Genomic DNA, 24,562 nt, shown 5'->3' with positions numbered 1-24,562 from the left:
GGCTCCTCCGTTGGGGCCGGCAAGGAATAGCCATTTCCATTACACGGCAACTATGCCCCCGACTTGTATGATGTGTATACCTCTTTGTGTCAAGCTAATCATATATGTTGACTGTAAAGAGGGGGATTTCCAATGCTGGAACTGACCCCGGTTCCGGTGGAATGCGATCAGATACCCTTATAAACGGCCTCCTCTCACCGACGGATTGTGCCTATCCGCTGATCCGACGAGCCTTGGGGCTCGTTGACGATCATAATAAACTGGTATAATCATCAATCCAAATTAGCTGGAGGTGACTTTGCGGGGCGAACTGGCGAGAATTGCCGTCTACGGCACTTCGGAGGATCCGGCCGCCATACGAACCGTCTGCCAAGGTGATCTATCCCTTCAACTCGATGGTCACTCCATAAGATGTGTCTCATGGCGCGGAATAGAAATTCTGCGGGGCATAAGCTGGCCGGTGCGCGACGAGAGCTGGAGGACGCTATCTCCCCGGATATTGTCGGAAAAACTGCACGAAAACGGCGATTTAGCGCGCTATGAACAAGAATTCGCCATCGACGACGGCCTGACTTGTGGGCTGGTCGTCGTAGCCGAAGCACGGGGCGTGGTGACAGCCGTGCTGAAAATGATTGCCTTACGCGATTTCGACACCAACCGCGCCGGTTTCACAGTCCTCCATCCGCTGGCGGGCGTCGCCGGCGAACAGTTCGTACTTCGCCATTCTGACGGCAGCGAAGAGGGTATGAAGTTTCCCAAGGTCATCGCGCCCGGTCAACCGGCAAGGGATATCGCCGGTCTTCGGCATGTTGTGGAGGGCATCGACGTCGATATCGCGTTTTCGGGAGAGGTTTTCGAAATGGAGGACCAGAGAAACTGGACCGACGCCTCTTTCAAAACCTATTGCCGGCCGCTGGTTCATCCCTTCACCTATACGATCAAGGCCGGTGAAACGGTTTCCCAGACGATACGGATATCGGTTCGCGGCAACGGCAAAGATCTTTCTACAACAGCGCAGACGCAGCTCCGGATGGACGCTGACGGCCGTTTCCCTCGGATCGCGCTTGCCGTTGAGCGGGGCTGGCAACCGACCGTCGAATACTTCGACCTGATTAGGAAGACAGGCGTGAAGTCGTTTCAACTCCGGATCGGCCCGGACATCGATGAAGCATTCTGCCGCTCTGCCGGAGAGCTCGTCCAATCAATTGACGCCGAAGCCGATATCGAGATAGTCCTGCCGCAGGGTGTGGAGCCGGAAACCACCCTCAAGGACGTGGCGAGAAGGACAGCCGAAGCCGGCCTCGTTCCGCAACGGGTTATAGCCCTGCCGGAGGCCTATCTTAAGAGCCATCAGCCGTCGGGTCCGTGGCCGGACGGGCCAACGCCGGCCGATTGCGCAACCGCGGCGCGGTCTGCGTTTCCGGATGCCTTGATCGGTGGCGGGGTCCTGACCAACTTCACTGAACTGAACCGATGCAGGCCGGATCCCGCCAGCTGTGATTTCATCACCCACGGTACAACGGCGATTGTCCATGCGGCGGACGATCGCTCGGTGATCGAGACCATCGAGGCTCTCCCTCAGGTTTTAGAGAGCGCCTCAGGGCTCGCCGCGGATAAACCCTACCGATTGGGCCTTGTGAGCATCGGAATGCGGTCCAATCCTTACGGGAACGATGTGGCGGAGAATCCCGAACAGACACGGCGAGCCATGGCGATGTATGATCCGCGCCAACGGGGCCTGTTTGCTGCCGCTTTCGCCGTCGGAGCGCTCGCATCCATGAAAAACGTCGCGGTCGATTTCGTTGCCCTTGGCGCACCGCGCGGGCCATTTGCGATTACTGCTCAAGATCAAGCGGTACAGCGCCCCTATTTTGATGCTGCACCCGACGCGGTCGTCTATCCGATCTATCACGTGGTCCGGGCTACTGCCGCAATGTCCGGCAGACCGCGCATTCTAATTGCCGGATTGCCGACCGGGATCGCTGCCGTTGCCACGCGGGAAGAAAGCATCACAAACCTTATATTCGCCAATCTCGGGGACGGTCCGACCACGGTAGAACTCCCGCTGGGATGCGAAGTTCTCACTCTGAATACGGCCAGCTTCCGCGATGCCGTCGCCGATCCAGACTGGCTGGAGAATGCACGACCCTGCCACGACGGTATCGTTACGATGGATCCTTTCGCGGTGGTCTTTGCCCGGCGGAGGCACGCAAATGGCTGAGGCCCGGCGTCACGAACCCACAGAAAGAATTGAAGCCGACTACACGATCGAAACCGGGATCGACCCGGTCGATGCGGTTGAAGCCATGGCTGGAGAACAGTCGAGCGGCACCTTCGTACCGGTACCGGGCGAGACCCCAGAGTTACGAGAAAGATCGGCGGCGCGCGTGGAAGCAGTCCGGCTACTCGACCATGACGGCCGGCCGTCTCTGCCGGGTGCAGTGGTTGGGACAGGCAAGGTTCGCCGGGCACGTGTCACCCTTTCCTGGCCGTTGGAGAATATCGGCGCCTCTTTGCCGAATCTCGTTGCCACAGTGGCCGGAAACCTTTTCGAGCTGAAGCAGTTTTCCGGCTTACGCCTCGAAGACCTTCGCTTGCCGGATGCTTTTGCGAAGCGCTACGGCGGGCCGAAATTTGGTATCGAGGGGACGCGGCGACTAGCCGGGGTTGCGCAGCGCCCGCTGATCGGAACGATCATCAAGCCAAGCATCGGTCTGGACGCAGAAGCGACAGCATCCCTAACCCGGACGCTGATCGATGCGGATATCGATTTCATCAAGGATGATGAACTTCAGTCCGACGGCGCAGTTTGCCCATTCGATCTACGCGCTGGCGCCGTGTTGACGGAGGTCCGCACGGGAGCCGAGAAGAACGGCCGAAAGACAATGTTCGCATTGAACATTACCGGAGAACTTGACGAGATGCGACGCCGGCATGACCTCGTCCGGGATCTGGGCGGGACATGCGTGATGGTGAGTCTGAACTCGGTCGGGCTGGTCGGCTTTATCGAAATCGCCCGGCACGCTCAGCTTCCGATCCATGCTCACCGTAACGGTTGGGGTTATCTGTCCCGCCATCCGATGCTTGGTTGGTCATTCGCGGCATGGCAGAAGATATGGCGCATTGCCGGTGCCGACCACATGCATGTCAACGGACTTCAGAACAAGTTCAGCGAATCCGACGAGAGCGTTATCACGTCGGCAAAAGAGTGCCTGACCCCACTCTCTGCCGACAATCCCTGCCTGGCGGTACCGGTCTTTTCATCCGGTCAGACGGCCAGGCAGGTCCCTGCCACCTACAAGGCGCTCGAATCGACCGATCTGATCTATGCGGCGGGTGGCGGTATAATGGCGCATCCGGATGGCCCGGCGGCCGGTGTGGCGAGCCTGAAACAGGCATGGGAAGCCACGGTCGGCGACATTCCGCTGGCGGTTTTTGCAAACCGGCACAATGAACTGGCGCGCGCACTGGAGCGATATGCCTGATGGACGAAAGCGCCTGCAGCACCCTGCCCGACGGTACCCTTGTCTCCTGGTATGGTGACGACTACACGGGCGCCGCTTCCGTGATGGAAGTGCTGGCCTTCTCTGGTCTGTCGTCCGTCTTGTTCCTGGACAAACCCACGCAGGAACAGCTGGGCCGGTTCAGCGGATACCGCGGCATCGGGATCGCTGGCGCCGCCCGCGCCAGACCGCCGAAATGGATGGAAGACAATCTCCCGTCAGTGTTTCGGGCTTTGGCCGGATTCGCGGCGCCAGTCAGCCACTACAAGGTGTGCTCAACATTCGATTCGTCGCCGGCAATCGGTTCCATCGGCACGGCGATCGAGATCGGCGCGCCTATCCTGGGTGGCGATTGGCATCCGCTCCTTGTCGGCGCACCGAATATCGGGCGTTATCAACTGTTCGGCAACCTGTTTGCCCGCGCGGATTCGCTGCATTACCGCCTCGACAGACACCCGACGATGAGCAGGCATCCGGTCACGCCTATGGGCGAGGCGGATGTCCGTCTCCATCTTGCGAAACAGACGGACTGGCCGATCGCACTGATCGACATTCTGACGCTCCAAAAACGAAACAGCGAGCAAGCGTTGCGGAATGCCCTGGCGGATGGCGCCAGGATCATTGCGCTGGATACGTTGGACGAAGCATCGCTCGCCGAAGCCGGACGGCTGATCTGGGAGAACCGCGACAACGGCATCTTCGCCATCGGATCCCAGGGTGTGGAGTACGCCCTGGTTGCACATTGGAGAAATACGGGTTTGCTGGACCGGGCTGAACATCATGCTCACACCTCGACAGAAAAGCGCGTGGTCATCGTCTCCGGATCGTGTTCGCCCGTCACCGCCAGTCAAATCGACTGGGCCCGCAACAACGGTTTCACTGCCTTGAGACTTGACGCCGGGCGGGCGGTGGATGCGGTCGAATGGGAAATGGAGATCGGTCGGTCAGTGGATGCAGCGCTGGCGGCGCTCGATGCGGGCAGGGATCCGATCGTCTTTACTGCAGAGGGTCCGGATGATCCTGCGACCGGACGCTTTCGCGAAGCGATCGACGCTTCCGGAGAACCCGCGGATGCCGTAAACGCACGCGTCGGCAGCGGACTCGGGCAGGTGCTTCGCGGTGTGATGCAGAAGGCTGGAATAGAGCGCGGGGTGATAGCAGGTGGCGACACGTCTTCCCACGGAACCGCGGAGCTCGGCGTCTACGCCTTGACGGCACTGGCACCGCTTGCTCCCGGCGCCGCACTGTGCCGGGCACACGTCAATGACCAAATACATGGAGCGTTCGAAATCGCCCTGAAGGGCGGGCAGATGGGTGATCGAAATTTCTTCGGCCTGGCAAGAGGCGGCGGCCGCATTTGAATGACGTGCCGCTACGGCCGACGACGGATCGTCATCATTACCTGGCGCTTTTCAACATGATGAATGGCCCTTTGAGAGGGTCGCTTGTCGGAATCACGTTATACGCTTGGTGCTTTCTGCAATTTCCTCTGGATCGAAAACTCCGATCCAGTCGTCCCGCATGAGTCGAGGCTTGCCAAATTCGATCGCCTTGTTGCATGCATCGGAGAACACACCCTTGTTTTCCTCCATGATCACGGAGGCGAGCACGTTCATGTGGCCGAGAAGGAAGTCGCGAGCCGCATCGTGATCGACACCGCGCCTCACCACTTCGTCCATGGCTTCCTTCATTACCACAAGTAAGGTGGCGCACACCGTTTCCGACAGCCCGGGCTCAAGCAGCGCCATACCTTCCAGGTTAACCCTATGAGATCGCAGAATCGGCTTGAATATGGTTTTGGCGATATCCTCGCCAATGACATAGTGTTCCTCCGGCCCCTGCAGGAGCGCGGATACGATGGATTGCGCCGCAGCCAAACCGCCGAAGAAGTCTCGCTTTGCAACTGGATCCGTCTCGTCGTTGAAGATGGGTGGATGGCACGGATGGGTGACAAAGTAGGTAATGTCGTCACGGGCAGGCAGGTGCCCGGCATACGGCGCGGCGGCGTCGAGAATGACGACGATGGCGCCGCTGCCTATTTTGTTGATGATCTGCCTGCTGACAGTCCCAATGGCAGTGTCCGGTACCGCGAGGATGACAGCGTCGGCTCCCTTAAGAGCCTGCTCCAACGGGAGGCATTCCAGTCCTGTTTCCGCTTTCAGACGTTCTATTCCAGGCTCTGAAACTTCGACCGGAGCAATCTCGTAGCGTGAGTCTTGGAGGTTTTTGGCGAGTCTCACCCCCATTTTTCCGCCGGCGCCAATCAAAGCAATCTTCATTTCCTATCTCCCAAATTGCGCAGAACGTTCGCAGGTAATGATCATAATGTCAACTGGTATGAACAGTTGTGTAGTCAGAACTGTCGTGCACAGAAACCCATGCGCAACAAGCGGTTGAAAGGTGAGCCGGTTCATAGGATCGACTCGTCATTCCGCGTGTCGTAAAGTCATGGCAGGTCCATGAAACGGAAGTACCTGCTCGTTCGCATATCGACTTCGGAAAGCCTATCTGAAGCCGGTTTCAACAAGCCTATGCTATTGAACTGACCGTTTTCAGTTGAACATGGTATTCAATATCCCAAGAGACCTGCGAATGATATTGCCTCATCATACCAGTTAGCGCATACTGATCATTACAAATCGGGAAACTTGCCATGTCATCAGCGTCATCACCTTCTGATCCGTTGTACAACGAGCCAATTCAACGCCAAAAATTGTCCGACCAGGTTTTTGAGCGGTTGTGGCACTTGATCGAATCAGGGGAGCTGGCGCCCGGCGACATACTGCCATCCGAGCGTGCGCTCATGGAAAGGTTCAGAGTGGGGCGACCGGCTGTGCGCGAGGCCCTGCAAATGCTGGCGAGCAAGGGCTTGATCACGATCTCCCACGGCGAACGTAGCCGGGTCAACGAGTTGACTGCCGGGGCCGCACTTCAGCAGGTTGAAGATATCGCCAAACTCATGCTGTCGTCCAAACCGGCGAATCTGGAGAACCTGAAGCAACTTCGAAAAATTCTCGAGGCCGGAACGGTCCGAATCGCTGCCGAAAAGTGCACAGCGGACGATGTCGAAGATTTGCGGTCATTGGTGGACAAGCAGCGTGCGATGCTTGGCAAGGAAAAACCCTTCATCAAGGCGGATATCGACTTTCATGTCGGATTGGCCCGACTGACCGGCAACCCGCTGCTCGAAACGGTCACCCAGACAATGCTTTCATGGCTGTTCACATACTATAAACCTATGCTGCACTGGGCCGGCCGCGAGGAAACGACGCTGAAAGAACATGAGGGTATTCTCGACCTGGTCGCAAGTCACAATATCGAAGGCGCTGTACGACTTATGACGGAGCATCTCAACAGATCCGACCCGCTGTATACAGTAAAACCGGATAACAGCCGATTGAGTCAGTAGATCATAAAATTATTCGATACAATTTGAATACCCAAACAATGATTAGCTAGTCACCTGGAAATCAAACGCCGATGCGTCTATTTCCCGCATCATCCGTCGCTCATCCGGATTTGTGCGTCCTGTACTCGCGAACGATGATGAACACCCCGCTTGATATGATGACGACCGCGCCCACATAGGTGACTGAATCGGGAACCTCGCCCCAGATGAACCACCCGAGCGCCGTCGCCCAAATCAGCGCCGTATAGTCGAGAGGCGCGATCACCACTGCGGGCGCCAGTCGGAAGGCCTGGGTCATCATCGTCATGCCGGCCGTGCCGAACAGGGCGATCGCGACGAACAGCCAGAGATGTTCCAACCGAATGGCGCTCCAGAAGAACGGCGTGATGAAGCTGCTCAGGAAGGCGCTGCAGCCGGTCAGGTAGAGCATAAGCGTCCACATGCTTTCGCGCGCGTCCACCCAGCGGGCGCTGATCATCAGCAAGGCGTAGATCAAGGCGGTCGCCACCGGCAGCAGCGAGGCCGGCTGGAAAGTCGATCCGCCCGGCCGGATAACGATGACCACGCCGATGAAGCCGACGATCACCGCCATCCAGCGGCGCCAGCCGACGTGCTCGCGCAGAAACAGTGCGGAAATGGCGGTAATGAAAAGCGGCGCCACGAAAATCAGCGCCGTCGCCTCCGCCAATTGCAACAGCTTGACGCTGGTGAAGAACAACAAGGTCGCAGCGATCCACAACACAGTGCGCAGCAAGTGCGTCACCGGCCTGGTGGACTTCAGGGCGCTCACGCCACCCATTTTCAGCGCGATAAGAATGGCGAAGGGCAGCGCGATGATATTGCGCATGAACATGATCTGGAGCGGCGAATAGCTGGCGGTCAGGGCCTTGGCAAGGGCGTCGTTGACGCACAGGCAGGCGACCCCAAAGCACATCAGCGCGATGCCGGAAAGCCTTTGCTGGGTTTCTTTTCCGGCTGGCGCATCCCTCATGCTGGTCTCCTCGGTGCCCGGCGCCTGCTGTCGCACGACACGGAAGAACACTACCTATCGCATTGTTTATATGATTGGAACAAGCAGACCACCTGATTCCTCGCGCGTCTGAATACGCCACTTGTCGCCTTAACTTGGCCGGCGCCAGAATCGCGACATTTTTCTCAGGCATCAATCTCGACTTGAAACGAGCGCGACCTGTCTGTTTGATGACGGCAGGGTTTGAAAATGCAGACAGGTACGGGATGAGAAGAAACAGCATATCGGGCGTCCTGTGTTGCCTTGTCATGCTTCTTTGCCTCTCCGCGCCGGCGCGATCCAGCATCGAAATCTCGGTGGAGCTTCTGTCCAGTAAACTGTCAGTGGACGCGGAAGGACGCGATACGGTCGCGATGGTGCAATATTCTGATCTGATGCAGCGCTGTGCGGCGCAATTCAGCAGGGGCCGCGACAATAATTGCCTGTTCGTGAGGCAGGTCGATCGGCTCCGGCACAGCTTCTGGATCTGGCGCGATGTGTCCGGCCACATCATCAATCGCACCATGCAGGGACGTTACAGGCTGCGGCGGCCGGGCTGTCTGGAGAGTTTCTGTGTCAGCATGGAATGCCTGATTCCCGCCTCGCCAACCCTGCTGTGCGATGATGGCACACAGCATGTCTGGTCGGCGCCGGACCGGCTGCACTTCGAGATAGACGGGATCGTCTTCGAACGCGTGCGCAAGGATTAAACGGCTGCGACCGGAGACCGCAGCCGGGTGATCCCGGTTAGCCCAAGGATCAGCGCATTTTGACCGAAAGGCCTTCGAGGTTGAGCGACGCGTCGACGCCCATTTGTGTTCCGATCAATTCAAGGGTTACGCCTTTGTCGTTGATCATCACGGCTGTCTTGGCCCCTGCCGCAATAGCAAGGCCCGCGCCCGCCGCCGAATAGACGCCGATGATGTCGGAAGGCTGATTGATGTTCTTGACGGTTCCTTGCAGATTGGCCTTCGAAAGCGAAATCTGCCATCCGGCGCTCAAGCCGCCGATCCGCAACGGATAAGTCTTGCCGTCGAAGGTCAGCGTGCCTTTTCCGCCCGTGCCGCCAACGACGAAGGCGGCTTTGAGAAGTTCCATGGAAATTTTTCCCTGGCCTGCATAGGCGGTCGTCGGGGCAAGCATAAGGCCTGCGATCATCATGAACGCGCTGGTAAGCGCGACAATCTTTTTCTGTATCATTCTCAACCTCGTTTGATTCGTTGCCATTATTTTCAAAACGTACCGTGTCAAATCTTACTCAATAATATGTGACACGTCCACGAACTGTGCCCAATACTGTTAACGCGCCTTCAATCATCATTCGGCGCATAGATTTCACGTCGTGTCGCCCGACAAGCCGAAGCGCCATTTTTCAACCTGCTTTGTTACCATGACGCCTGATGCAACCCAGCGCGGTAACCATTCGTTCAGCATCCGTTCAGCCGGTTTCTTCCAATCAGAAGCTTCGTCATGAAACCGCCTTATAGGCCGCCGACAGAAGCGGCTCGAAAGGAATCCCATACCAATGATGATAGTAAGAGTTTGTCTTCTGGCCCTATTGGTGGCGCTTGCGGCGGCTGGATGCAAGTCCGGCGACAGTGAATTCAAACCGCCGGCGGGACCGCTGTCCTATACAACGGAAAGATACGTCTTCGACAAATTCGGAAACGAAGTGATCGTGCAGAAGCCGGTCAATGCGGAAGGTCCGATCCCATGGTTGTTTAATGTTCCAGGCGGCGGCTGGATGCACAGAAACACGATGCCGAGCTATCGGTTTTCGCAGCAGATCACGGCCCGCGGCGTCGCCATCGTTTCCACCGATTATCGCCTCTCGGACCAGGCGACCTGGCCCGCCCAGCGCGTCGACGTGGAGAACGGGTTCGAATTTGCGAGGAAGAACGCCCGCAAATGGGGTCTGGACCCCGATCGCTATGCGGTTCGCGGCGCAAGCGCTGGCAGCACGGAAGCCGCCTGGCTCGGCATAACGGAAAACCCGCGGTGCACCGTGCTCTATGCTCCGCCGCTGGATTTCACGACCCTGCAGAACAATGAAACGACAAAGATGCTGGGAGATTACGATGCCCGCAAAGCCTCGCCGTTGTATGCCGTGCATGGCGGAATGTCGCCGACGATTCTCGTTCATGGCACGCGCGACGACATCGTGCCGTTCAGCCAGTCTGTGGCTTATGAGAAAGCCGTGAAGCAGGCCGGCGGCCAGGCCGAGCTCTGGCGGCACGATAGGGGGCATGTCGGCGTGCCGAGCAGCCTCGTCACGCGGGTGGGCGATTACATCCAGCAATGTCTCGGCGCGACACCCTGAGCCGGCGCCGCCATTAATGTTCAAACCGGAATGTGAAAAACCGTCAAATTGAAACGGTACTACTAGATCGCATAGGTTGCATGGGCGCGTAGCCTGTGTACTGACTGTAGGGGTTCAAATTGGAGGTATTTTCATGAAACCGCATTTGCTTCTGGTGGTCGCTTTGCTTTTTGTTGCGTCATGGGCTTCAGCGCCTGCTTCCGCGCAGGAGAGCTTGCTCATTCCCGATGAAGGCGATCCGGTGATCGTCTACACCCACAAATTTAAACCGGCCGATTTCGAGGCCGGCAAGAAGCTGGTGATCGACGGGTTCACCGAGGCGATCAACGATCATGGTCTGGACCGGCTGATATTCTTTCTCGTCGACGAACACGCAAGCGAAGTCGTCGCCATATCCATCTTCCCCGACGAAGAGGCGATGCAGGCCTGGCAGGCGGCCGGAGTGAGACACAAGGTGCTTGAAGAACTGGAAGGAGCGCGCCGTCAACCGCTCATCTTCCAGCATTTCGTGCTTGAAAGCGTGCACAGCATCAACAGCGGCGACTGATATCATCGGCCCTCAATATTGAGGGCGTTGGCAGACGGGAGACTGTCTTCGCGCGGCTGGTTGGCCTCAGTCGCGCGACGCTTCCTCGAAGCGTCTGCGATATTCCCGCTCCATGGTTTCGACATGGTTGAGAACGTTGTCGAGGGCCTCGTGTTTTGAGCCGTCCTGAGCCTCGTCGACCCACTGCGCAAATTCTTCCTTGAGTTCAAAAAGCACGTCGAGCGCGCCGCGCAGCTTGTCCAGCTCATTATCGTCTTTCGCCATCATCGATCCCTTATCGTCAGTTTGGCTTCGGCTCCGGACTGTCTCCATATCAAAGGCCGGCTGCAAGACGCAAGCCGGCTTGATCAGTTCGTCACCGGCGCCACGTAGAGATAGATGGTCAGAAACTGCAGAGCGCTGCCTGCCACGACGAACAGGTGCCAGATCGCATGATGATGGACGAGGCTTCGCCACAGATAGAAGGCCACGCCGGTCGTATAGGCCAGTCCGCCGGCGGCTAGCAGCGCCAGTCCGCCCGTCGGAATTCCCGTGATGACATCGTCCCAGACCCAGAAAAGCGGAATCCATCCCAAAGCGAGATAGGCGATGAAGGCGAAACGCTCGTAATGATCGCTGTATCCGGTCATGAAACACGTTATCTGGACGCTTATGCCAGCGCCCGCCAGGCCCCATATGAAGGCCAGCAACAACCATCCCTGACCGGGGGGCATGATAAGAAAGAACGGCGTATAGGTGCCTGCGATCAGCAGATAGATTCCGCAATGGTCCAGCGCCAGGAACACCTGCTTGGTCGACGGATGCGCGATCGCGTGATGCCCGGCGGAGAATATATAGAGCAGAACCAGGGCCGCCCCGTAAACAGCGAAAACCATCAGGCTTCCCGCTTGACCGATGGTCTCGGCGCGGGTCAGAAGCACGATCAGTCCGATGATCGCAAGCATCGCGCCCATGGCGTGCGTCGCGGCATTCCACAGTTCTTCGCGAGGTGTGAACTCCGCGACAATCCTGCTTTCACGAGACATGTTCGAACCCGTTCGATGATCGGCTTTCTGCCTGAAACGCTACAAGCGTAGCAAAGTTTTCTGCTTTTTCCAGCCTCGCATTTGTCGGTGTGGCGTCAGGCGTCATTTCACCATCTCTCCGATCAGCATCATCGAATTGCCATTATGGAAAGTCAGAATGTTAGCGATGGCGGGCCCATTCGCCGCAAGGGCGCATGCATTGCGGGATTTTCGGCAAAGACCATCGCGCCGCTCGCGGAAACCCGCCGGAGCCTCCAGCCCGCGCTGAACTCCCTTGTCATCACCATTTCCTTGATATGTTTGCCGAAATGTTCCTTTGCGAGCGACAGATGCTTGCCTATATTGTAGTCATGATCGAAATTCGTTTTTTCGTCGGATAAAGGACCGGAAACGAGTGAGACTTGGTGCTCTCTTCCGTGGATGAGGCTCCCGAACCGAATGTCTGCCGAGAGGTCTCGGCAATGGCGTCAGTCCAGTCCGGATCCGGAGCTTAGCAAAGGTGGCCGATGAATTGTATCTGTGCAATCGCTGATGAGAATTTCGTTCCGCATTTCGCGACACTTCTCGGTTCCATCGCCTGCAACAGCCCCGGATACCCCGTCATGCTGGTCTCCAACGGGATCAGCGCGGAAAACAGGGAAAAGCTCGAAACTTTTTCGGCCCGGGTCGGCGTAGAGCTTTCGATGGTCGAGGCGTCCGGTGTTGATCTCTCGCAGTTTCCCCTCTTCGAACGATGGTCGGCCGGCGTCTGGCTAAAGTTCTTCCTGGCGGATCTGGCGCCGGCCGGCTGCTCAAGATTGCTCTATCTGGATTGCGATATGGTGGTTACCGACGATCTGACCGGGCTGATGGAAACGGATCTTTCCGGCAGAACGCTGGCTGCCATTCCCGATGCGACTCTCGACCGGATGTCTGCGAGGAAGCGCGAACTGGGAATGCCCGAGACAGGCACCTATTTCAATACAGGTTCCCTCCTCATCGATCCGGCCGCCTGGCGCAAAAATGACATCACCACGCGTGCCGAGACATTTGCACGAAACAATCGCGACATCATCCGGTTCCCGACCCAGGACGTTCTGTGCGCCGTCGCCTGGCAGGATATTTTGCCGATACACGGTCGCTGGAACTTCATAGCAAAGACCAATCGCGACCCATTGGTTCGGCCGGCCGTCCTCCACTTCATAGGCAAGGAGAAGCCGTGGAAGATGCGCAATGCACCGGGCGCCGGCATCTACCGTCTCTATCGATCGATGACGCCGTGGTCCGACTATTCTGTCCCCCGCAGCATTCCTCGTTCTTTCCAGGATCTCCGGGAAGTGATCCAGGATTTCCGCTGTGCGATGCTGGCCCGTCGTGACCTGAAGCGCAACGACGTCAGAGGGCGTCGCTTTAACAGCCTGCAGAAAAGTTTTGTCTATCACATGGAGCTGAATCGACCGGGCCTGGACAGGCTTTGCCGTGAACTCGCCCGCCCGGATTGACACCCGGCTCGTCGACATTTCCGCAAGAATAGTGCTGATCGGGAGACAAGATAAGCCCGACCCAGAGCCGGACTATTTCATCCTTTGGAACTCTCCAAGGCTCAGGGAGGTTTGCGGGTCAGGTTCTTGCGGACTCCGGATCTATTTGATAGCCAAAAAGCCTTCGAAATTGACCCATTTCATAACAGACATAATGTCGACGAATCCGGCCCGCTTCATCAGGTCGATGTTGCCCTGGGTGGAGAAGGGTTCAAGTACGCCTTTCAGGCTTCTTTGCTTGTTGAGAATTTCGGCTTCGCTGAAATTCTGATGCAGTTTGTATTCCTGGTAGACTTGGCCGCAAATATCCTGAAAACGGGCATCCGGCGCCCGAACCTTTTCGAAAAGCAGAAATGCGCCGCCCCATTCAAGCGTCTGGTAGACGATGTCGAAGACGTTCTGCCTCACTCTCGGAGAAATGAACTGGATGCAATAGTATGAGATAATCATATTGCTGCGTTCGAAAGGGTGGGAGAGGATGTCCGCCGTGATGAATTCCGCACGACGGTCGGCTTGCATCTTTTCCGATGCCTTTTCGATCATGCTGTCGACAATGTCTATTCCGACATAACGGATGTCGCTCCTGTCGGCATGGTGGTTGAGGAACCGCTCTGCAAGGACGCCGGTGGAAGTTCCGATCTCCGTCACGACCGCGTTTCTCGGCAGGAAAAAATCGCTTAGCTGGCATACCAGCTCGTGACCCTGCTGATAGAGTGGTACTGAGCGCTCGACATGCCGATCGAATTCGTTGGATATGTTTTCGAACGACCACCCGGCATTGGGTGCGTCTATCTTGAGGTCCACTTGTCCCATTGTCATAGCCTCTGGGTTCAAATTTCTGTGATGCATTCAAAAAAGGGATCGTGCCACCAAAGCTTGTATCCGAACAGTCGGTGCGGTGACGGTGGCAAATAGGGAAAAAGAAACACCGGCGATATTCCGAAGAACAGTCGTTTAGCGGCATCGAGAATCGGATAATCGAGCACGCATACCTCCGCGTCCCGCATGCCGGCGAGCTTGTCGACGGGGTTGGCGGTATAAAGATAGCGCGCCGTGCGAAAAGGTGGAGATTTGACGTAACTGTCGAAATAAATGCGTTTCAGTTCGCCAAGGCAGGCGAAACTTGTGACCAGATCGACACTGTCCGCCGCAAGTTTCTCGTAGATATCGGTCGGCAGCAGAATAAAGTCGTAATTTTCAACCACATCACGCGTAATGGAACCGTATTTCTGCAGTTCCGCGGGACCGGCAATCCGCGCTTCGGGAAAACAACTTCGCAGATAGTAGTGGGCAAAAATCAGCTGATTGGGAAGGTCAACGAGTATGTGGTGCGAACCCGGATACTCACGAAACATCAGATAGCTGAAAATCCCGTAACTGCTGCCGATGTCGAGCAGCGCGAACCCTTGCGGAAGTCGGGACCCCAGCACCCGGTTGACCATACCGAGATGATGGATGTGCTTGATCCATCTGTGCGTTACGGGCACGCCCTTCCAGTCGAACGTCAACGGATTGCCTGCCGGATGACTGGGGTATTTTCTCAGGAGGCTTTCATCGCCATCATTCCTGATGGCTTGCAGGCAGCGTTTCAGCATGGCCCGTTCTCCCCGTTTCATGCCGAATCTGCTTAATCCGCCGCGCGCCGGCGTGGGGTTGTCGCCGACGCTGACCCTCGATCCCCTGAAGTTCTCCAGTACGTCCCGATTGATCCTTCCTTCGGAGTCCGAAGGCCTGGCGATCTCCAGGCGTTTTTTCCAGAACGCCGTGTGCGACTCGGGATCCTCGGTTTCAAAACCCCGTTTCAGATAGGATAGCCATTCTTCTCCTATCTCTTCGAAAACCTGTTCTTTCACTCGGGTTGCACTCGGCAGACTCATAAGCTTTCACTCAATACATAGCGCCAGCTTCTAGCCAGCTCTAAAGCGGAAAATACACATATACGATAAATACATACTGCACAGAGACGTTAAGCGGCTGTTAAAATCATCTGACGAACAGATGCCTCTGTATTGCAAGAAGCAATTTTTGCCGTGACAATAAAGAATACAAATATTGTAGAAGGCAAATTTTGTCGCCCATGATGATGTCAAACCAGCTTGATCGTCATCGTCGATGAGACTCAGCAGCCAGATGCCTCGTCGGCGACGCGCTGAATGATGGAGGCGTTTTCCGGACCACTGGTCGAAACCGTGTCGTTGTGATACTGGCCGAGCACGGTGATGTCGAGATCGGGCATGAAACGACGGATCGGGTATGTCGGGTCCTTCAGCTTCTCGTTCTGAAATTCGCTGGCGATCATGTGCGCCGGAATGTCCAGAGATTTCCGAGGGGCGTATTTGTAATAGGCGAGCTTGAGCTTGTCGATCGCCGTATTGGCTTCCGCGGTGCGGCGCAGTTCCAGTTCCTTCTCGGTTTCGAAGGCGCCTTCATCCTGCCGGTCCCACATCCACTGGCGCTCCTCCAGTTCCTCTCTGGAGGCCGTCGCGGCCGCCTTTTTCAGGGCCCGCGCCTGGCGTTTGCGGTTGCGCATGTCGATATAGTCCCAGACTTGCGGGATGTCGCAGGAATCCGGGTTCGTGGGATCGGCCCAGATGCCGGTCGCCCGGTAACAGCGCCAGGTGTTCAGGAGGCCTTTGCACTGGGATTTCATCTCTGAGAGAGAAGCCGCAACCGGGCCTTTCCCGTGACGTCTCAGGAAATGCATGTAGTCGCTGAGCATCCTGCCTTCCTGGACGCCCGGGTCGACCACCGTCACGCTCTCCGGCTTCTGCCCTTCATCCCGCAATTGCGAGGCCATCTCGAAAGCAATCCAGGATCCGTGGCAGAAGCCGGAGAGATGCCAGGGGCCTCTCGGGCTCACCAACTTCATGCAGCGCAGATATTCGGAGGCAATCGCCTCGACCGTTTCCAGCGGTTCCGACTGGCCGTCATAGCCCGGAACCTGGAAGGCATAGACCGGCTGGTCGTCGTGGAATCCGCCCATGAAGGCGGGAGAGGGAAATAGCAGGCCCGCAGCGCCATGGACGATGAAGATCGGGATGCGGTCGCCGACGGAGCGCAGAGGCACGATATGCGAAGGCAGGGACGATCCTGTCCTGTCCTGCACCAGCATCGCGATCTCGCGAACCGTGTTGGCCTCCACAAGCGCGCCGGTCTTCAATGGAACACCGAGCGCTTCGCCGATCTGGCGGGTAACCGTCGCGGCTATCAGCGAATTGCCGCCGAGATCGAAGAAGTCGTCGTCAATTCCGAGACCGGCGATCCCGAACGCTTCGGACCATATAGTCAGGATGGTCGTTTCGGTTTCGTTGGAGGGAGCCGCAAAGGGCGTATCCAGCATTAGCGATTCCCGGGTGATGGTTTCCGTATGCTGGCTCACTGACCTGTTCCCATCCTTCGCATCGTCGTATCCGCCGCATTATCCATGTCACCGGTCGCATTGACGAGATCCAGAATTCGCTCTTCCAGCTTGCCGGAAAATGCGCTGTCTTCGATGTCAAGCTCATAATGATTGCGGAAGACATGGAAGAACTTGCGGATAAATGCCTCGTCATGGGGAAGCCGATCCGGAACGAACATAGACTGGAAGGCGCTTTTTTCCCGAACCACGAAGCAGGCCTGCTGATAAGGGGCGCCTCCGAATACAAAAACTGGCTTGAGATGCAGCAGCGCTTCGGCGCCCACGCTGGAATTGACCGTGCAGACAGCGACACTGGAACTGATCAGCTTGTGTATGGAGCCTTGAGAGACAAAGAAATCGTCGGAGGTCGAATGGCGTTCCAGCGCGGCTTCGACCTCCGGCGATCTGCATAGCGGGTGGCGTTTGGCGACAACCGCGAAACCGGCCTTTCCGGCGGTGTCACAGACCTCGTCCAGCATCTCCAGCATGGGTACATAGGCAAGCTGCTGAACCGCGTCATTCACCGTCTGCATGGCAACGAAGATATAGGGACGATCGAGCTGCAGATCAGCCTGACCGTCGGGCTGTCGGTATTTGGAAGCGTTGCTGTTGATCATGTCGCGAGCTTCCTTCTCGAAGAAGATGTCAGCCGTTTTCTGATCGGGCGCAAGCGCCAGGATCTGGTCCGGACTCAGCCTGGAAAATTCGGACCAGCCGGCATAGCCTTTCCTGTCGAAGGAAAAGAAGCCCTTTTTTTCCGTCGTGGAAAAATGGAGGCCTCGCCTGGTGGGATCCTCGGTTCTGAAGCCGATATATTTGACACCGTTGTCGAGATGCGGTCGGCCATGCTGGTTCAACCGGCTACTCACGCCATAGCAGATATTGTGCCGGCGAAGGATTTCGAAGATCTCACGATAGATGAAGCGTATTTGACCGGGGTCGACCGGAGTGTTGACGGTATGCCTGTCGAGGATGACGGACGGTATCGCGACTACCAGATCGGGATGCTGCGCCGCGATCGTGTTGCTCAGAAAATGCTTCCGGGCGGCCGCGATCTCCTTGCTGATGGGTTCGGTCTCCAGGCGGATCGTCTCGATGTCGCGCCGGGCCTTGTCGCTTTCGGGGTAATTGTGCCCGCAAGCCTGCTTCGTCAGATCTTCGGCGCCTTCGAGGTCAAAGGCGGAAAGACTGAAATCCAGATAGAACGGCCAGTTTCGTTCGTTCACGCCGCTTTTGCGTCGTGCGGAGGCGACGAGATCGTCCGCCATCCGGAAAGCGCGTGCGCTCATGGCGGGATCCTGTTCGCTGATCATGTGGGCGCGGCGGATCGTTTCGTGAATGCGTTTCCTGTTACGCTTGAACCTCAACCGCCCGAAAAATGACACTTCGACTTCGCTCTTCTTTGCTTCTATCCTGGCCGACTCAGATGCGCCTGGTTCGTTTCGAACCTGGCAAATTCCGGATCATGTGCGGATACTTGCCTGCTGCACGCCGGCAGAACCAGGCCAGTTTCGCTTCGTTTCGGCCCTCGCGCACGATCTGATACTAAAGGGTTGCCGTGGCTGTCCAGTCCATATCGTCAGGATCCGACTGTGTTTATCAGACGGCAACCGTCGTCTTGTGCACAAAGTGGCTTGCGCGGTCGTGGCTCACCGGGCAGACCGGTCGCTGGTCGCGGTATCAATTACCTGCTGCATCATCGAAGAGTTTTCCGGGCCGCGGGTCGATACCGTGTCGCTGTGGTACTGACCCTGAACTAGAATGCTCAGATTCGGCATCCAGCGGCGGATCGGAAACAGGGGATTGTCGAGGTTGCGGTTTCGGAACTCGCTGGTGACGAGATGGACCGGCAGGTCGATTGGCGTGTCGGGCCCGTACCGATAGAAAGCAAGCTTCAGCTTCCGGGCAGCCATATTGGCTTCGGGGGTCCGCCGGATCTCCAGTTCCCTCTCGTTGTCGAACGCTTCCGGTTCGTGCAGGGCTTTCATCTGATCCAGGTCGTCCCTGATGGCCTGTCGCTCGCCGCGTTCCTCGTCGCTGCCGGAGGTTTCGACCTTTTTCATCGCCCTTGCCATACGTTGGCTGTTCCGGGTCTGCATGTAGTCCCAGACTTCTGGAATGTGATAGTAATCCGGATCTGTAGGGTCCGCCCATATGCCGGTCGCCCGATAGCACCTGATCCTGTTCAACAGGCTCTTGTACCGGAACCGGGTTTCGGACAGCAGGGACGACAGGCCGCTCCCGTTCTTCCGGCCCATGGTTCGCATGAAGTCCCTGTGCATTCTGCTTTCGTTGATAACGCCAGGATCGATGAGGGTGAGGCTGAGAGGACGCTTGCCTTCCCTGCGCAGTTGCAAGGCCATCTCGAAAGCGATCCATGAGCCCTGGCAGAAGGCTGCCAGATGCCAGGGGCCATCGGGGCTGACCATTTTCATGCAGCGCAGATATTCCGAGGCGATGGCCTCGACGGTGTCCATCGGTTCGTTCTGGCCGTCATAGCCCGGAACCTGGAAAGCGTAGACGGGCTGGTCTTCGTGAAACCCGTTCAAGAAGGCTTGCGTGGGAAACAATTGGCCGGCCGCACCGTGAACGATGAACAACGGATCACGGTCGCCGTTAGAACGCAGCAAAACGATATGACTTGGAAGCGCCGGTCCGGATTTGCCTTGCAGAAGCGCGGCGATCTCGCGCACCGTATTGGCTTCGACCAGTGCGCCCGGCTTCAGGGGAATGTCGAAGGCTTCGCTGATCTTGTTCGTGATCGTCTCGGCAACCAGGGAATCGCCGTTCAGATCGAAGAAATCGTCATCGATACCGAGGCCGCTTATGCCGAATGCATCCGACCAGATCTGCAGGATGGTGTCCTCGGCCTTGCTTGTCGGCGCCGCATGAGGCGTGTCCAGCATGAGCGAATCGCGCGTTAGTTCCTCGGTTGCAGCCACTGTTCTGTTTCGCTTTGTCTGGATAGGGATATTGAACTTGCGATACTATTGCTCAAACCGCGTTGGACCGAAAGGCACTTTTTGAATACTTCCGGATCGGCGCGTCAGCGAACCTGGTCGCCGAACACAGGAGAAGGTTGCATCAATCCTGGCTTGCTTCGTCGGCGACGCGCTGAATGATTGAAGAATTGCCGGAATCCCGCGTTGAAATGGTGTCATGGTGGTATTTGCCGAGCACCGTGACTTCGAGGTTTGGCATCAGCCGTCTCAGCGGATAGGAAGGTTCGTCAATCTTGGCGGCCTGAAACGCGCTTGCGATCAGGTGCACGGGCATCTCCAGCGGCGTATCGGAGGAGTATTTGTGAAAGGCGCGTTTGAGCAGGTTCGCAGCATGACTGGCTTGCGGCGATCTGCGAAATTCAAGTTCCCTTTCGTTTTCGAAAGTTTCGCTGCGATCGGCCATCCACGGTTTTATGTCGCCTTCGCCGGTAGCGACATTGTCTCGCGCGATCGCCTTGGCGAGTTTCCTGCCGTTGCGCTTTTGTATGTAGTCCCAGACCTCAGGAATATCGTAAGCCGCCGGATCGGAGGGGTCGATCCATTTGCCGGTCGTGCTATAACACCGAATGGTGTCCGCCAGTCTCTTGCTGCCCAGTTTTAGGCCGCTGAGCATTCCGCAGCGCCGCTGTGCGACTTCTCGCATGAACTCGCTATGCATGCGGCCTTCCTGAACGCCGGGATCGAGCAGCGTGAGGCTGAGCGGTTTCTGGCCTTCATCGGCCAGGCGCCGCGCCATCTCGAAAGCGATCCAGGAACCGTGGCAGAAACCGGCAAGGTGCCATGGGCCACGGGGGCTCGCGAGCTTCATGCAACGAAGATATTCGGCCGCGATGTCTTCCACTGTTGAAAGCGGTTCGCAATTGCCGTCATAACCAGGAACCTGGAAGGCGTAGACCGGCTGATCGTCGTGAAAACCGTCCATGAAGGCGTCGTTCGGAAACAGAATGCCGGCGGCGCCATGGACGATGAAGATCGGGATGCGGTCACCGCCGGTGCGCAGTTTCACGATATGCGTGGGCAGCGCTGCGCGGGTTTTATCGGCCAGCAGGTGCGCAATGTCGCGAACGGTCCGCGATTCCAGGAAGGCGCCGGCCTTGAGTGTCACGCCGAAGGCTTCGGAAGTCTTTCTGGCTACAGTCACCGCGATCGCGGATTCGCCTCCGAGATCGAAGAAATCGTCCTCAACGCCAATATCGGCGATGCCAAACGCCTCCGACCATATGCGAACGATAGTTTTTTCAGTCTCGTTTTCCGGTGCCGTATAGGGGATATCCGGTATCAGCATTTCGCGGGTATAGTCTTTAGATGCGGCGCTCATATGACTGTCGTTGTATCCTGGAATCCTTCTATCGCCTCTTTTTAAGCGTTACTGGAAATTTTTGCTAGTCACTATGGTTAAAAGAATTACAGGTTTGGAGTTATAATCTATTTCTTGATAAGATATACAACCCTTAATACAAGTTAATCTTGTTTGTCATCTATTGCCGGTCGCGTTCTCGCGATACGCGACCGGGAGCAATTATCCATTCAGTGTATATGGGGCGCCGAAACCAGACCGGCCCCGCGATCGGGTATGTCGACACCCGGCGCAAAGGGATCAGTGACGGAACTTGACAGGATCCGCGCTCTCACCGTGTCCGATGTCACCGGAATGGGCAGGGTCTGAAGTTTTTCCCACCACAAGGCGGCGACCCCCGCGACATGGGGCGTCGCCATGCTTGTGCCGTTGAAGGATACAAGACCGCCATTGGCTTTGGCTGAAATCACGTTCACGCCGGGGCCGCAGACGAGCGGGTTTGTGTTGGAAAAATCGGCTATGGTCAGGCCGTTCTGCCCTTCTCCCGCGGCGCCTACGGAAACCACGCCTACGGCGGCGGCCGGCACGGAAACGCTGACTTCGAAGTTCGCGTGCACCTGTCTGCGGCTCTCATTGCCGGCGGCGGCGACAACAACGCTTCCGCCGCTGAAGGCGCTGTGCGCGCGTATCATGTCCATGATTGCGTCGAACATGCGCAGGTTTTCCCGGTAGGCCTCGAGAGCAACCGAGCTGGCGATTTCGACAGGCCAACCCTGGTCGGCGAGGCTTTTCGCAAGTCCTGGAAAATCAAAACCCAGCGACATCGAGATCACGTGGGCGCTTTGCTGGATGGCCGCCCACTGCATGGCCTCGAAAAGCATTTGCGATCCGCCGCTGCCATTGTCGTCGAGCACTTTTCCGATCAGGGCCGTCGAGACGCCCGGCGCCACGCCTATGCGCAACCCGTCTACGTTTCTTCCGAAGATCGTGCCGGCGCAATGGGTGCCGTGGCCGTTTCCGTCTCCGTTGCCGGTTCCGGTGAAGTCTCTCTCGATGATGTTGACGCCGGAAAACGCGACATGATCGTGATCGATGCCGGTGTCGAGCACCGCGACCGTCACGCCGGAGCCGTTTACATCGGTGTCATCTGCTCCCACGGCGTGAACGCCCCAGGTGGTCTGGCCTTGCGGGTGGGCGTTTGATGTTCCAACCGTGTCGATCAGTTTGGTCGGCATCGGCCGGGCCTTCTGCCGGAATGTCGGGTCCCGGGCCAGGTCGCGCATGTCGGACTGTTCGAGTGATTCGACGCTGATTTCCGGTTCCGGTTCGATCACCGGATGTGAGGAAGGACCGAAGCGGTCGGAAAATGGCCCAGGCCCGCCTGTTGGCCTGAGTGATTCCAGTTCGCCGGGATTGAGACGTCCCAGGCTTTTGTCTCTCAGTACGATATAGTCGGTCATGGCATGCCTCCTTTTCACGCCGGGCCGCATGAAACCTGCGCCCGCGCTGCTATATCGTGCTGCAAATCAGGATTGCGTTCTGTGGCAATCGCCACCTTGAATGCGCAGAGTCAGATCGCCGCAACGACCGTTTCAAGCATGCTGCGCACCTTGCCGGCGACCGCCCCGAGTTCGTTATTTTCCACCGCCTGCATCGAGGCGACAGGATCGACGGCGCTGACCTCGACGCCCTGTCCCGGGGTCGATCGGACGATCACGTTGCAGGGCAGCATCGCGCCGATCCGCGGCTCCGACTGCAAGGCGCTGAACGCAAGCTTCGGATTGCAGGCGCCGAGAATGAGATAGTTGTCCATATCGGCGTCGATCTTCTTTTTCATCGTCGCCTTGACGTCGATTTCCGTCAGGACGCCGAAACCTTGATCGGCAAGCGCCATGCGGGCGCGTTCGACGATCGCGTCGAAGCTGTCGTTCTCGAATGTGCGGTTGATGGTGTAGCCTTGGTTACTCATTGAATCCTCCTGTCGTCTGGTCCGCTGAAATAGCGCGTGACCGCTGCAGATCATATATTAGTATATACTAATATAAAGGTTGAATGAGCGATTACAAGCCGAAACTGGTTGAGGCGCCGGGCGACGATTGACAACCATCCCCTGCCAGCTAGGCTCGACACTATATTCCAACCTGTCTCTTTGCCGATATTGATGCTTGAAAATCTTGCCCTGAAACTGTCGACCGTTTCAGTTTCGTACATCATAGCACTGAACATCCTGTTCATGATCATTGGCGGGCTGTTCGCACCCGTTTTCGCCAGGAGTCTTGGCGAACTCGACCGCGCTCCCTACTTGCCTGTTCCTTTCTGCTCTTTCTGGCTTTATCGGTGACAATGCAGTTCCGGCTGGCCGCTCCGATCGCAATGAGCGGCGGTTTTCTCTGGCTGCTATATTTCGTCCAGTTCATCTCCTTCTTTATTTATGGTTTTCTCTTAGCTGTGCTGGCGATGGCCCGGTCACGAGACATATTCGGACACGGCTACGGTGCGATCCTGGCTTTCATCCCACTGGCGGGATTCTATCTCGTTTTCGCACGCGGCCAGGATCTGTTTTCCGAGAGGAAAATAATGGCTCCGCGCCTCTTCTCAGGGTCTATGGGCGTTGTTATCGGCCTGGTGTCCGGGGTTATCGGTGTTACCCTGATCAATAGTCTGCCAGAAAGAGTGCAGCGGATAAACGAAGACCGTTTCTCTACGCCGGACAAGCTGGAACAAAGATTGGATATCGCTCTGCTCACCTATGGGCTGACCCGAACTCTGGGCCTGGTCGCCAAGGGCGTCGACGTACCCGCCAACTTCGAAGACGCACGGATCCTGATCCGGGTTGAAATAAAAAGCGATACGCTGCTCTATATCTATAGCGTCGTTTCTGATGACGGCGCGAGTGTGGAACAATGGCGTAGAGTCCTGACTCAGGGCAATTGCAACAACGGACTATTGCGCCAGTTGTTCGAAGCGGGCGCGACCATCGAACACGTATTTTTAAGCCGCAGCGACGGTTATGAAGACGGCCGCGTCACCATCGACCGAGAAATCTGCGGTCTCTGATCGCCAAACCTAACCTCTGACGACAAACACCGAAATTTTTGAATGCTCGACAAGATAGCCGGCGTTGGATCGTACAAAATGGTCGACGAACCCCGGCACGTGCGACGCCATGATGACGAGATCGACGCCGATCTCCTCCGACTTGCGTTCGATGATCTTGTCCAGCTCGACGGCTGGATCGTGGGAAACCTCGGCGTGGGCATGAAAACCTACGCCTTTTTCACGCGAAAGCCGGTCGGCGAATTCGTCCAGAATCCGCTTGTATTCCTCCGGCGTGTGGGCGACAGTTCCCGGCTGCACGCCCGTCACGCCGATCAGATGAATCTCCGCGCCGTAGTGACGGCCGAGATCGGCGGCTGTTGCGAGCGCTTTTTCCAGCCGGCTCTCATGGGCGAGATCGACGGGAACCATGATGTTCTTGTACATTGTCCTGTTCCTCTTGCTTCACAGCGTCCTTCGGGCTGCGGGGCGCC

At 57.1% G+C, this 24,562-nt stretch carries 24 protein-coding genes; 10 read left to right on the top strand and 14 right to left on the bottom strand.

What is annotated here, in order from left to right:
• Window positions 1–298 precede the first annotated feature (298 nt).
• From AAFN47_RS22810 to AAFN47_RS22800, 3 genes are read left to right on the top strand one after another with little or no spacing between them, the layout of a single operon-like run.
• Window positions 299–2,221, top strand: coding sequence for a D-apionate lactonase family protein (locus AAFN47_RS22810; protein ID WP_499811567.1), 1,923 nt, complete (start codon window positions 299–301; stop codon window positions 2,219–2,221).
• Window positions 2,214–3,485 carry a ribulose-bisphosphate carboxylase large subunit family protein gene (locus AAFN47_RS22805; RefSeq protein WP_499811566.1) on the top strand — a complete coding sequence of 424 codons (1,272 nt, stop codon included), beginning with the start codon at window positions 2,214–2,216 and terminating at the stop codon, window positions 3,483–3,485. Before AAFN47_RS22810 ends, AAFN47_RS22805 begins: the two co-directional genes overlap by 8 nt.
• Entirely contained in the window at window positions 3,485–4,864 is a 1,380-nt protein-coding gene (locus AAFN47_RS22800) for a four-carbon acid sugar kinase family protein (RefSeq protein ID WP_499811565.1), read from the top strand. Before AAFN47_RS22805 ends, AAFN47_RS22800 begins: the two co-directional genes overlap by 1 nt.
• Window positions 4,865–4,957: 93 nt before the next feature.
• Here the strand turns inward: AAFN47_RS22800 and AAFN47_RS22795 are convergent, their stop codons facing one another.
• Entirely contained in the window at window positions 4,958–5,782 is an 825-nt protein-coding gene (locus tag AAFN47_RS22795) for a phosphogluconate dehydrogenase C-terminal domain-containing protein (protein ID WP_499811564.1), read from the bottom strand.
• A gap of 374 nt (window positions 5,783–6,156) precedes the next feature.
• Here AAFN47_RS22795 and nanR point away from each other — a divergent pair, with 374 nt between their 5' ends.
• Entirely contained in the window at window positions 6,157–6,912 is a 756-nt protein-coding gene (gene nanR / locus AAFN47_RS22790) for a transcriptional regulator NanR (RefSeq protein ID WP_499811563.1), read from the top strand.
• 100 nt (window positions 6,913–7,012) lie between these two features.
• Here nanR and AAFN47_RS22785 read toward each other — a convergent pair whose 3' ends face one another.
• A complete protein-coding gene (locus AAFN47_RS22785; RefSeq protein WP_499811562.1) occupies window positions 7,013–7,903 on the bottom strand; it encodes a DMT family transporter in 891 nt (296 codons plus the stop codon).
• Window positions 7,904–8,148: 245 nt separating this feature from the next.
• Here AAFN47_RS22785 and AAFN47_RS22780 point away from each other — a divergent pair, with 245 nt between their 5' ends.
• Window positions 8,149–8,631, top strand: coding sequence for a hypothetical protein (locus AAFN47_RS22780; protein ID WP_499811561.1), 483 nt, complete (start codon window positions 8,149–8,151; stop codon window positions 8,629–8,631).
• 49 nt (window positions 8,632–8,680) lie between these two features.
• Here the strand turns inward: AAFN47_RS22780 and AAFN47_RS22775 are convergent, their stop codons facing one another.
• Window positions 8,681–9,121, bottom strand: coding sequence for a hypothetical protein (locus tag AAFN47_RS22775; protein WP_499811560.1), 441 nt, complete (start codon window positions 9,119–9,121; stop codon window positions 8,681–8,683).
• A gap of 325 nt (window positions 9,122–9,446) precedes the next feature.
• Between AAFN47_RS22775 and AAFN47_RS22770 the strand changes: the two genes are divergently transcribed.
• Window positions 9,447–10,241, top strand: coding sequence for an alpha/beta hydrolase (locus tag AAFN47_RS22770; RefSeq protein WP_499811559.1), 795 nt, complete (start codon window positions 9,447–9,449; stop codon window positions 10,239–10,241).
• A gap of 133 nt (window positions 10,242–10,374) precedes the next feature.
• Window positions 10,375–10,788 carry a hypothetical protein gene (locus AAFN47_RS22765; RefSeq protein ID WP_499811558.1) on the top strand — a complete coding sequence of 138 codons (414 nt, stop codon included), beginning with the start codon at window positions 10,375–10,377 and terminating at the stop codon, window positions 10,786–10,788.
• 66 nt (window positions 10,789–10,854) lie between these two features.
• On the opposite strand, the gene AAFN47_RS22760 is transcribed toward AAFN47_RS22765, so the two are convergent.
• Window positions 10,855–11,052, bottom strand: a complete 198-nt coding sequence (locus AAFN47_RS22760) for a hypothetical protein (RefSeq protein ID WP_499811557.1) — start codon at window positions 11,050–11,052, stop codon at window positions 10,855–10,857.
• Window positions 11,053–11,135: 83 nt separating this feature from the next.
• Window positions 11,136–11,813, bottom strand: a complete 678-nt coding sequence (trhA, locus tag AAFN47_RS22755; protein ID WP_499811556.1) for a PAQR family membrane homeostasis protein TrhA — start codon at window positions 11,811–11,813, stop codon at window positions 11,136–11,138.
• 506 nt (window positions 11,814–12,319) lie between these two features.
• On the opposite strand from trhA, the gene AAFN47_RS22750 reads away from it, so the two are divergent.
• On the top strand, window positions 12,320–13,294 hold the full coding sequence (locus AAFN47_RS22750; RefSeq protein WP_499811555.1) for a glycosyltransferase family 8 protein: 975 nt from the start codon (window positions 12,320–12,322) through the stop codon (window positions 13,292–13,294).
• 141 nt (window positions 13,295–13,435) lie between these two features.
• On the opposite strand, the gene AAFN47_RS22745 is transcribed toward AAFN47_RS22750, so the two are convergent.
• The 8 genes from AAFN47_RS22745 to AAFN47_RS22710 form a co-directional block, all read right to left on the bottom strand.
• The gene (locus AAFN47_RS22745; RefSeq protein WP_499811554.1) at window positions 13,436–14,146 is read right to left on the bottom strand and encodes a methyltransferase domain-containing protein; all 711 of its coding nucleotides are present in this window, start codon (window positions 14,144–14,146) and stop codon (window positions 13,436–13,438) included.
• A gap of 17 nt (window positions 14,147–14,163) precedes the next feature.
• On the bottom strand, window positions 14,164–15,186 hold the full coding sequence (locus tag AAFN47_RS22740) for a putative sugar O-methyltransferase (RefSeq protein WP_499811553.1): 1,023 nt from the start codon (window positions 15,184–15,186) through the stop codon (window positions 14,164–14,166).
• 266 nt (window positions 15,187–15,452) lie between these two features.
• Window positions 15,453–16,712 carry a thioesterase domain-containing protein gene (locus AAFN47_RS22735; RefSeq protein WP_499811552.1) on the bottom strand — a complete coding sequence of 420 codons (1,260 nt, stop codon included), beginning with the start codon at window positions 16,710–16,712 and terminating at the stop codon, window positions 15,453–15,455.
• The gene (locus tag AAFN47_RS22730) at window positions 16,709–18,022 is read right to left on the bottom strand and encodes a capsular polysaccharide export protein, LipB/KpsS family (protein ID WP_499811551.1); all 1,314 of its coding nucleotides are present in this window, start codon (window positions 18,020–18,022) and stop codon (window positions 16,709–16,711) included. The genes AAFN47_RS22735 and AAFN47_RS22730 overlap by 4 nt, the downstream gene beginning before the upstream one ends.
• Window positions 18,023–18,382: 360 nt before the next feature.
• Window positions 18,383–19,675: a thioesterase domain-containing protein gene (locus AAFN47_RS22725; RefSeq protein ID WP_499811550.1), complete on the bottom strand. Its 1,293-nt coding sequence runs from the start codon at window positions 19,673–19,675 to the stop codon at window positions 18,383–18,385.
• Window positions 19,676–19,817: 142 nt separating this feature from the next.
• On the bottom strand, window positions 19,818–21,053 hold the full coding sequence (locus AAFN47_RS22720; protein ID WP_499811549.1) for a thioesterase domain-containing protein: 1,236 nt from the start codon (window positions 21,051–21,053) through the stop codon (window positions 19,818–19,820).
• Window positions 21,054–21,262: 209 nt separating this feature from the next.
• Complete coding sequence (locus tag AAFN47_RS22715; RefSeq protein WP_499811548.1) at window positions 21,263–22,492, bottom strand: S8 family peptidase; 1,230 nt, start codon at window positions 22,490–22,492, stop codon at window positions 21,263–21,265.
• Between the two features lie 110 nt (window positions 22,493–22,602).
• Window positions 22,603–23,001 (bottom strand): DUF302 domain-containing protein, encoded by a 399-nt coding sequence (locus AAFN47_RS22710; protein ID WP_499811547.1) that lies wholly within the window; start codon window positions 22,999–23,001, stop codon window positions 22,603–22,605.
• Between the two features lie 192 nt (window positions 23,002–23,193).
• On the opposite strand from AAFN47_RS22710, the gene AAFN47_RS22705 reads away from it, so the two are divergent.
• Complete coding sequence (locus AAFN47_RS22705) at window positions 23,194–23,373, top strand: hypothetical protein (RefSeq protein WP_499811546.1); 180 nt, start codon at window positions 23,194–23,196, stop codon at window positions 23,371–23,373.
• A 2-nt stretch (window positions 23,374–23,375) separates the two neighbouring features.
• Window positions 23,376–24,089: a hypothetical protein gene (locus AAFN47_RS22700; RefSeq protein WP_499811545.1), complete on the top strand. Its 714-nt coding sequence runs from the start codon at window positions 23,376–23,378 to the stop codon at window positions 24,087–24,089.
• A gap of 9 nt (window positions 24,090–24,098) precedes the next feature.
• Here AAFN47_RS22700 and AAFN47_RS22695 read toward each other — a convergent pair whose 3' ends face one another.
• On the bottom strand, window positions 24,099–24,515 hold the full coding sequence (locus AAFN47_RS22695; RefSeq protein WP_499811544.1) for a universal stress protein: 417 nt from the start codon (window positions 24,513–24,515) through the stop codon (window positions 24,099–24,101).
• Window positions 24,516–24,562 lie beyond the last annotated feature (47 nt).

The organism is Hoeflea sp. CAU 1731 (assembly GCF_039888615.1).
Classification (GTDB): Bacteria; Pseudomonadota; Alphaproteobacteria; order Rhizobiales; family Rhizobiaceae; genus Flavimaribacter.
Note: the sequence above shows the minus strand (reverse complement) of the source record. Positions and strands in the feature narration are given on the sequence as shown.

What these genes read in the sequence shown, in the direction of transcription:
- AAFN47_RS22795 (WP_499811564.1), bottom strand. Translation starts at nt 5,782, where the DNA reads ATGAAGATTGCTTTGATTGGCGCCGGCGGAAAAATGGGGGTGAGACTC.
- AAFN47_RS22750 (WP_499811555.1), top strand. Translation starts at nt 12,320, where the DNA reads ATGAATTGTATCTGTGCAATCGCTGATGAGAATTTCGTTCCGCATTTC.
- AAFN47_RS22730 (WP_499811551.1), bottom strand. Translation starts at nt 18,022, where the DNA reads ATGAGCGCACGCGCTTTCCGGATGGCGGACGATCTCGTCGCCTCCGCA.
- AAFN47_RS22785 (WP_499811562.1), bottom strand. Translation starts at nt 7,903, where the DNA reads ATGAGGGATGCGCCAGCCGGAAAAGAAACCCAGCAAAGGCTTTCCGGC.
- nanR (WP_499811563.1), top strand. Translation starts at nt 6,157, where the DNA reads ATGTCATCAGCGTCATCACCTTCTGATCCGTTGTACAACGAGCCAATT.
- AAFN47_RS22760 (WP_499811557.1), bottom strand. Translation starts at nt 11,052, where the DNA reads ATGGCGAAAGACGATAATGAGCTGGACAAGCTGCGCGGCGCGCTCGAC.
- AAFN47_RS22775 (WP_499811560.1), bottom strand. Translation starts at nt 9,121, where the DNA reads ATGATACAGAAAAAGATTGTCGCGCTTACCAGCGCGTTCATGATGATC.
- AAFN47_RS22715 (WP_499811548.1), bottom strand. Translation starts at nt 22,492, where the DNA reads ATGACCGACTATATCGTACTGAGAGACAAAAGCCTGGGACGTCTCAAT.
- AAFN47_RS22710 (WP_499811547.1), bottom strand. Translation starts at nt 23,001, where the DNA reads ATGAGTAACCAAGGCTACACCATCAACCGCACATTCGAGAACGACAGC.
- AAFN47_RS22800 (WP_499811565.1), top strand. Translation starts at nt 3,485, where the DNA reads ATGGACGAAAGCGCCTGCAGCACCCTGCCCGACGGTACCCTTGTCTCC.
- AAFN47_RS22720 (WP_499811549.1), bottom strand. Translation starts at nt 21,053, where the DNA reads ATGAGCGCCGCATCTAAAGACTATACCCGCGAAATGCTGATACCGGAT.
- AAFN47_RS22705 (WP_499811546.1), top strand. Translation starts at nt 23,194, where the DNA reads ATGCTTGAAAATCTTGCCCTGAAACTGTCGACCGTTTCAGTTTCGTAC.
- trhA (WP_499811556.1), bottom strand. Translation starts at nt 11,813, where the DNA reads ATGTCTCGTGAAAGCAGGATTGTCGCGGAGTTCACACCTCGCGAAGAA.
- AAFN47_RS22770 (WP_499811559.1), top strand. Translation starts at nt 9,447, where the DNA reads ATGATGATAGTAAGAGTTTGTCTTCTGGCCCTATTGGTGGCGCTTGCG.
- AAFN47_RS22700 (WP_499811545.1), top strand. Translation starts at nt 23,376, where the DNA reads ATGCAGTTCCGGCTGGCCGCTCCGATCGCAATGAGCGGCGGTTTTCTC.
- AAFN47_RS22695 (WP_499811544.1), bottom strand. Translation starts at nt 24,515, where the DNA reads ATGTACAAGAACATCATGGTTCCCGTCGATCTCGCCCATGAGAGCCGG.
- AAFN47_RS22745 (WP_499811554.1), bottom strand. Translation starts at nt 14,146, where the DNA reads ATGGGACAAGTGGACCTCAAGATAGACGCACCCAATGCCGGGTGGTCG.
- AAFN47_RS22765 (WP_499811558.1), top strand. Translation starts at nt 10,375, where the DNA reads ATGAAACCGCATTTGCTTCTGGTGGTCGCTTTGCTTTTTGTTGCGTCA.
- AAFN47_RS22780 (WP_499811561.1), top strand. Translation starts at nt 8,149, where the DNA reads ATGAGAAGAAACAGCATATCGGGCGTCCTGTGTTGCCTTGTCATGCTT.
- AAFN47_RS22805 (WP_499811566.1), top strand. Translation starts at nt 2,214, where the DNA reads ATGGCTGAGGCCCGGCGTCACGAACCCACAGAAAGAATTGAAGCCGAC.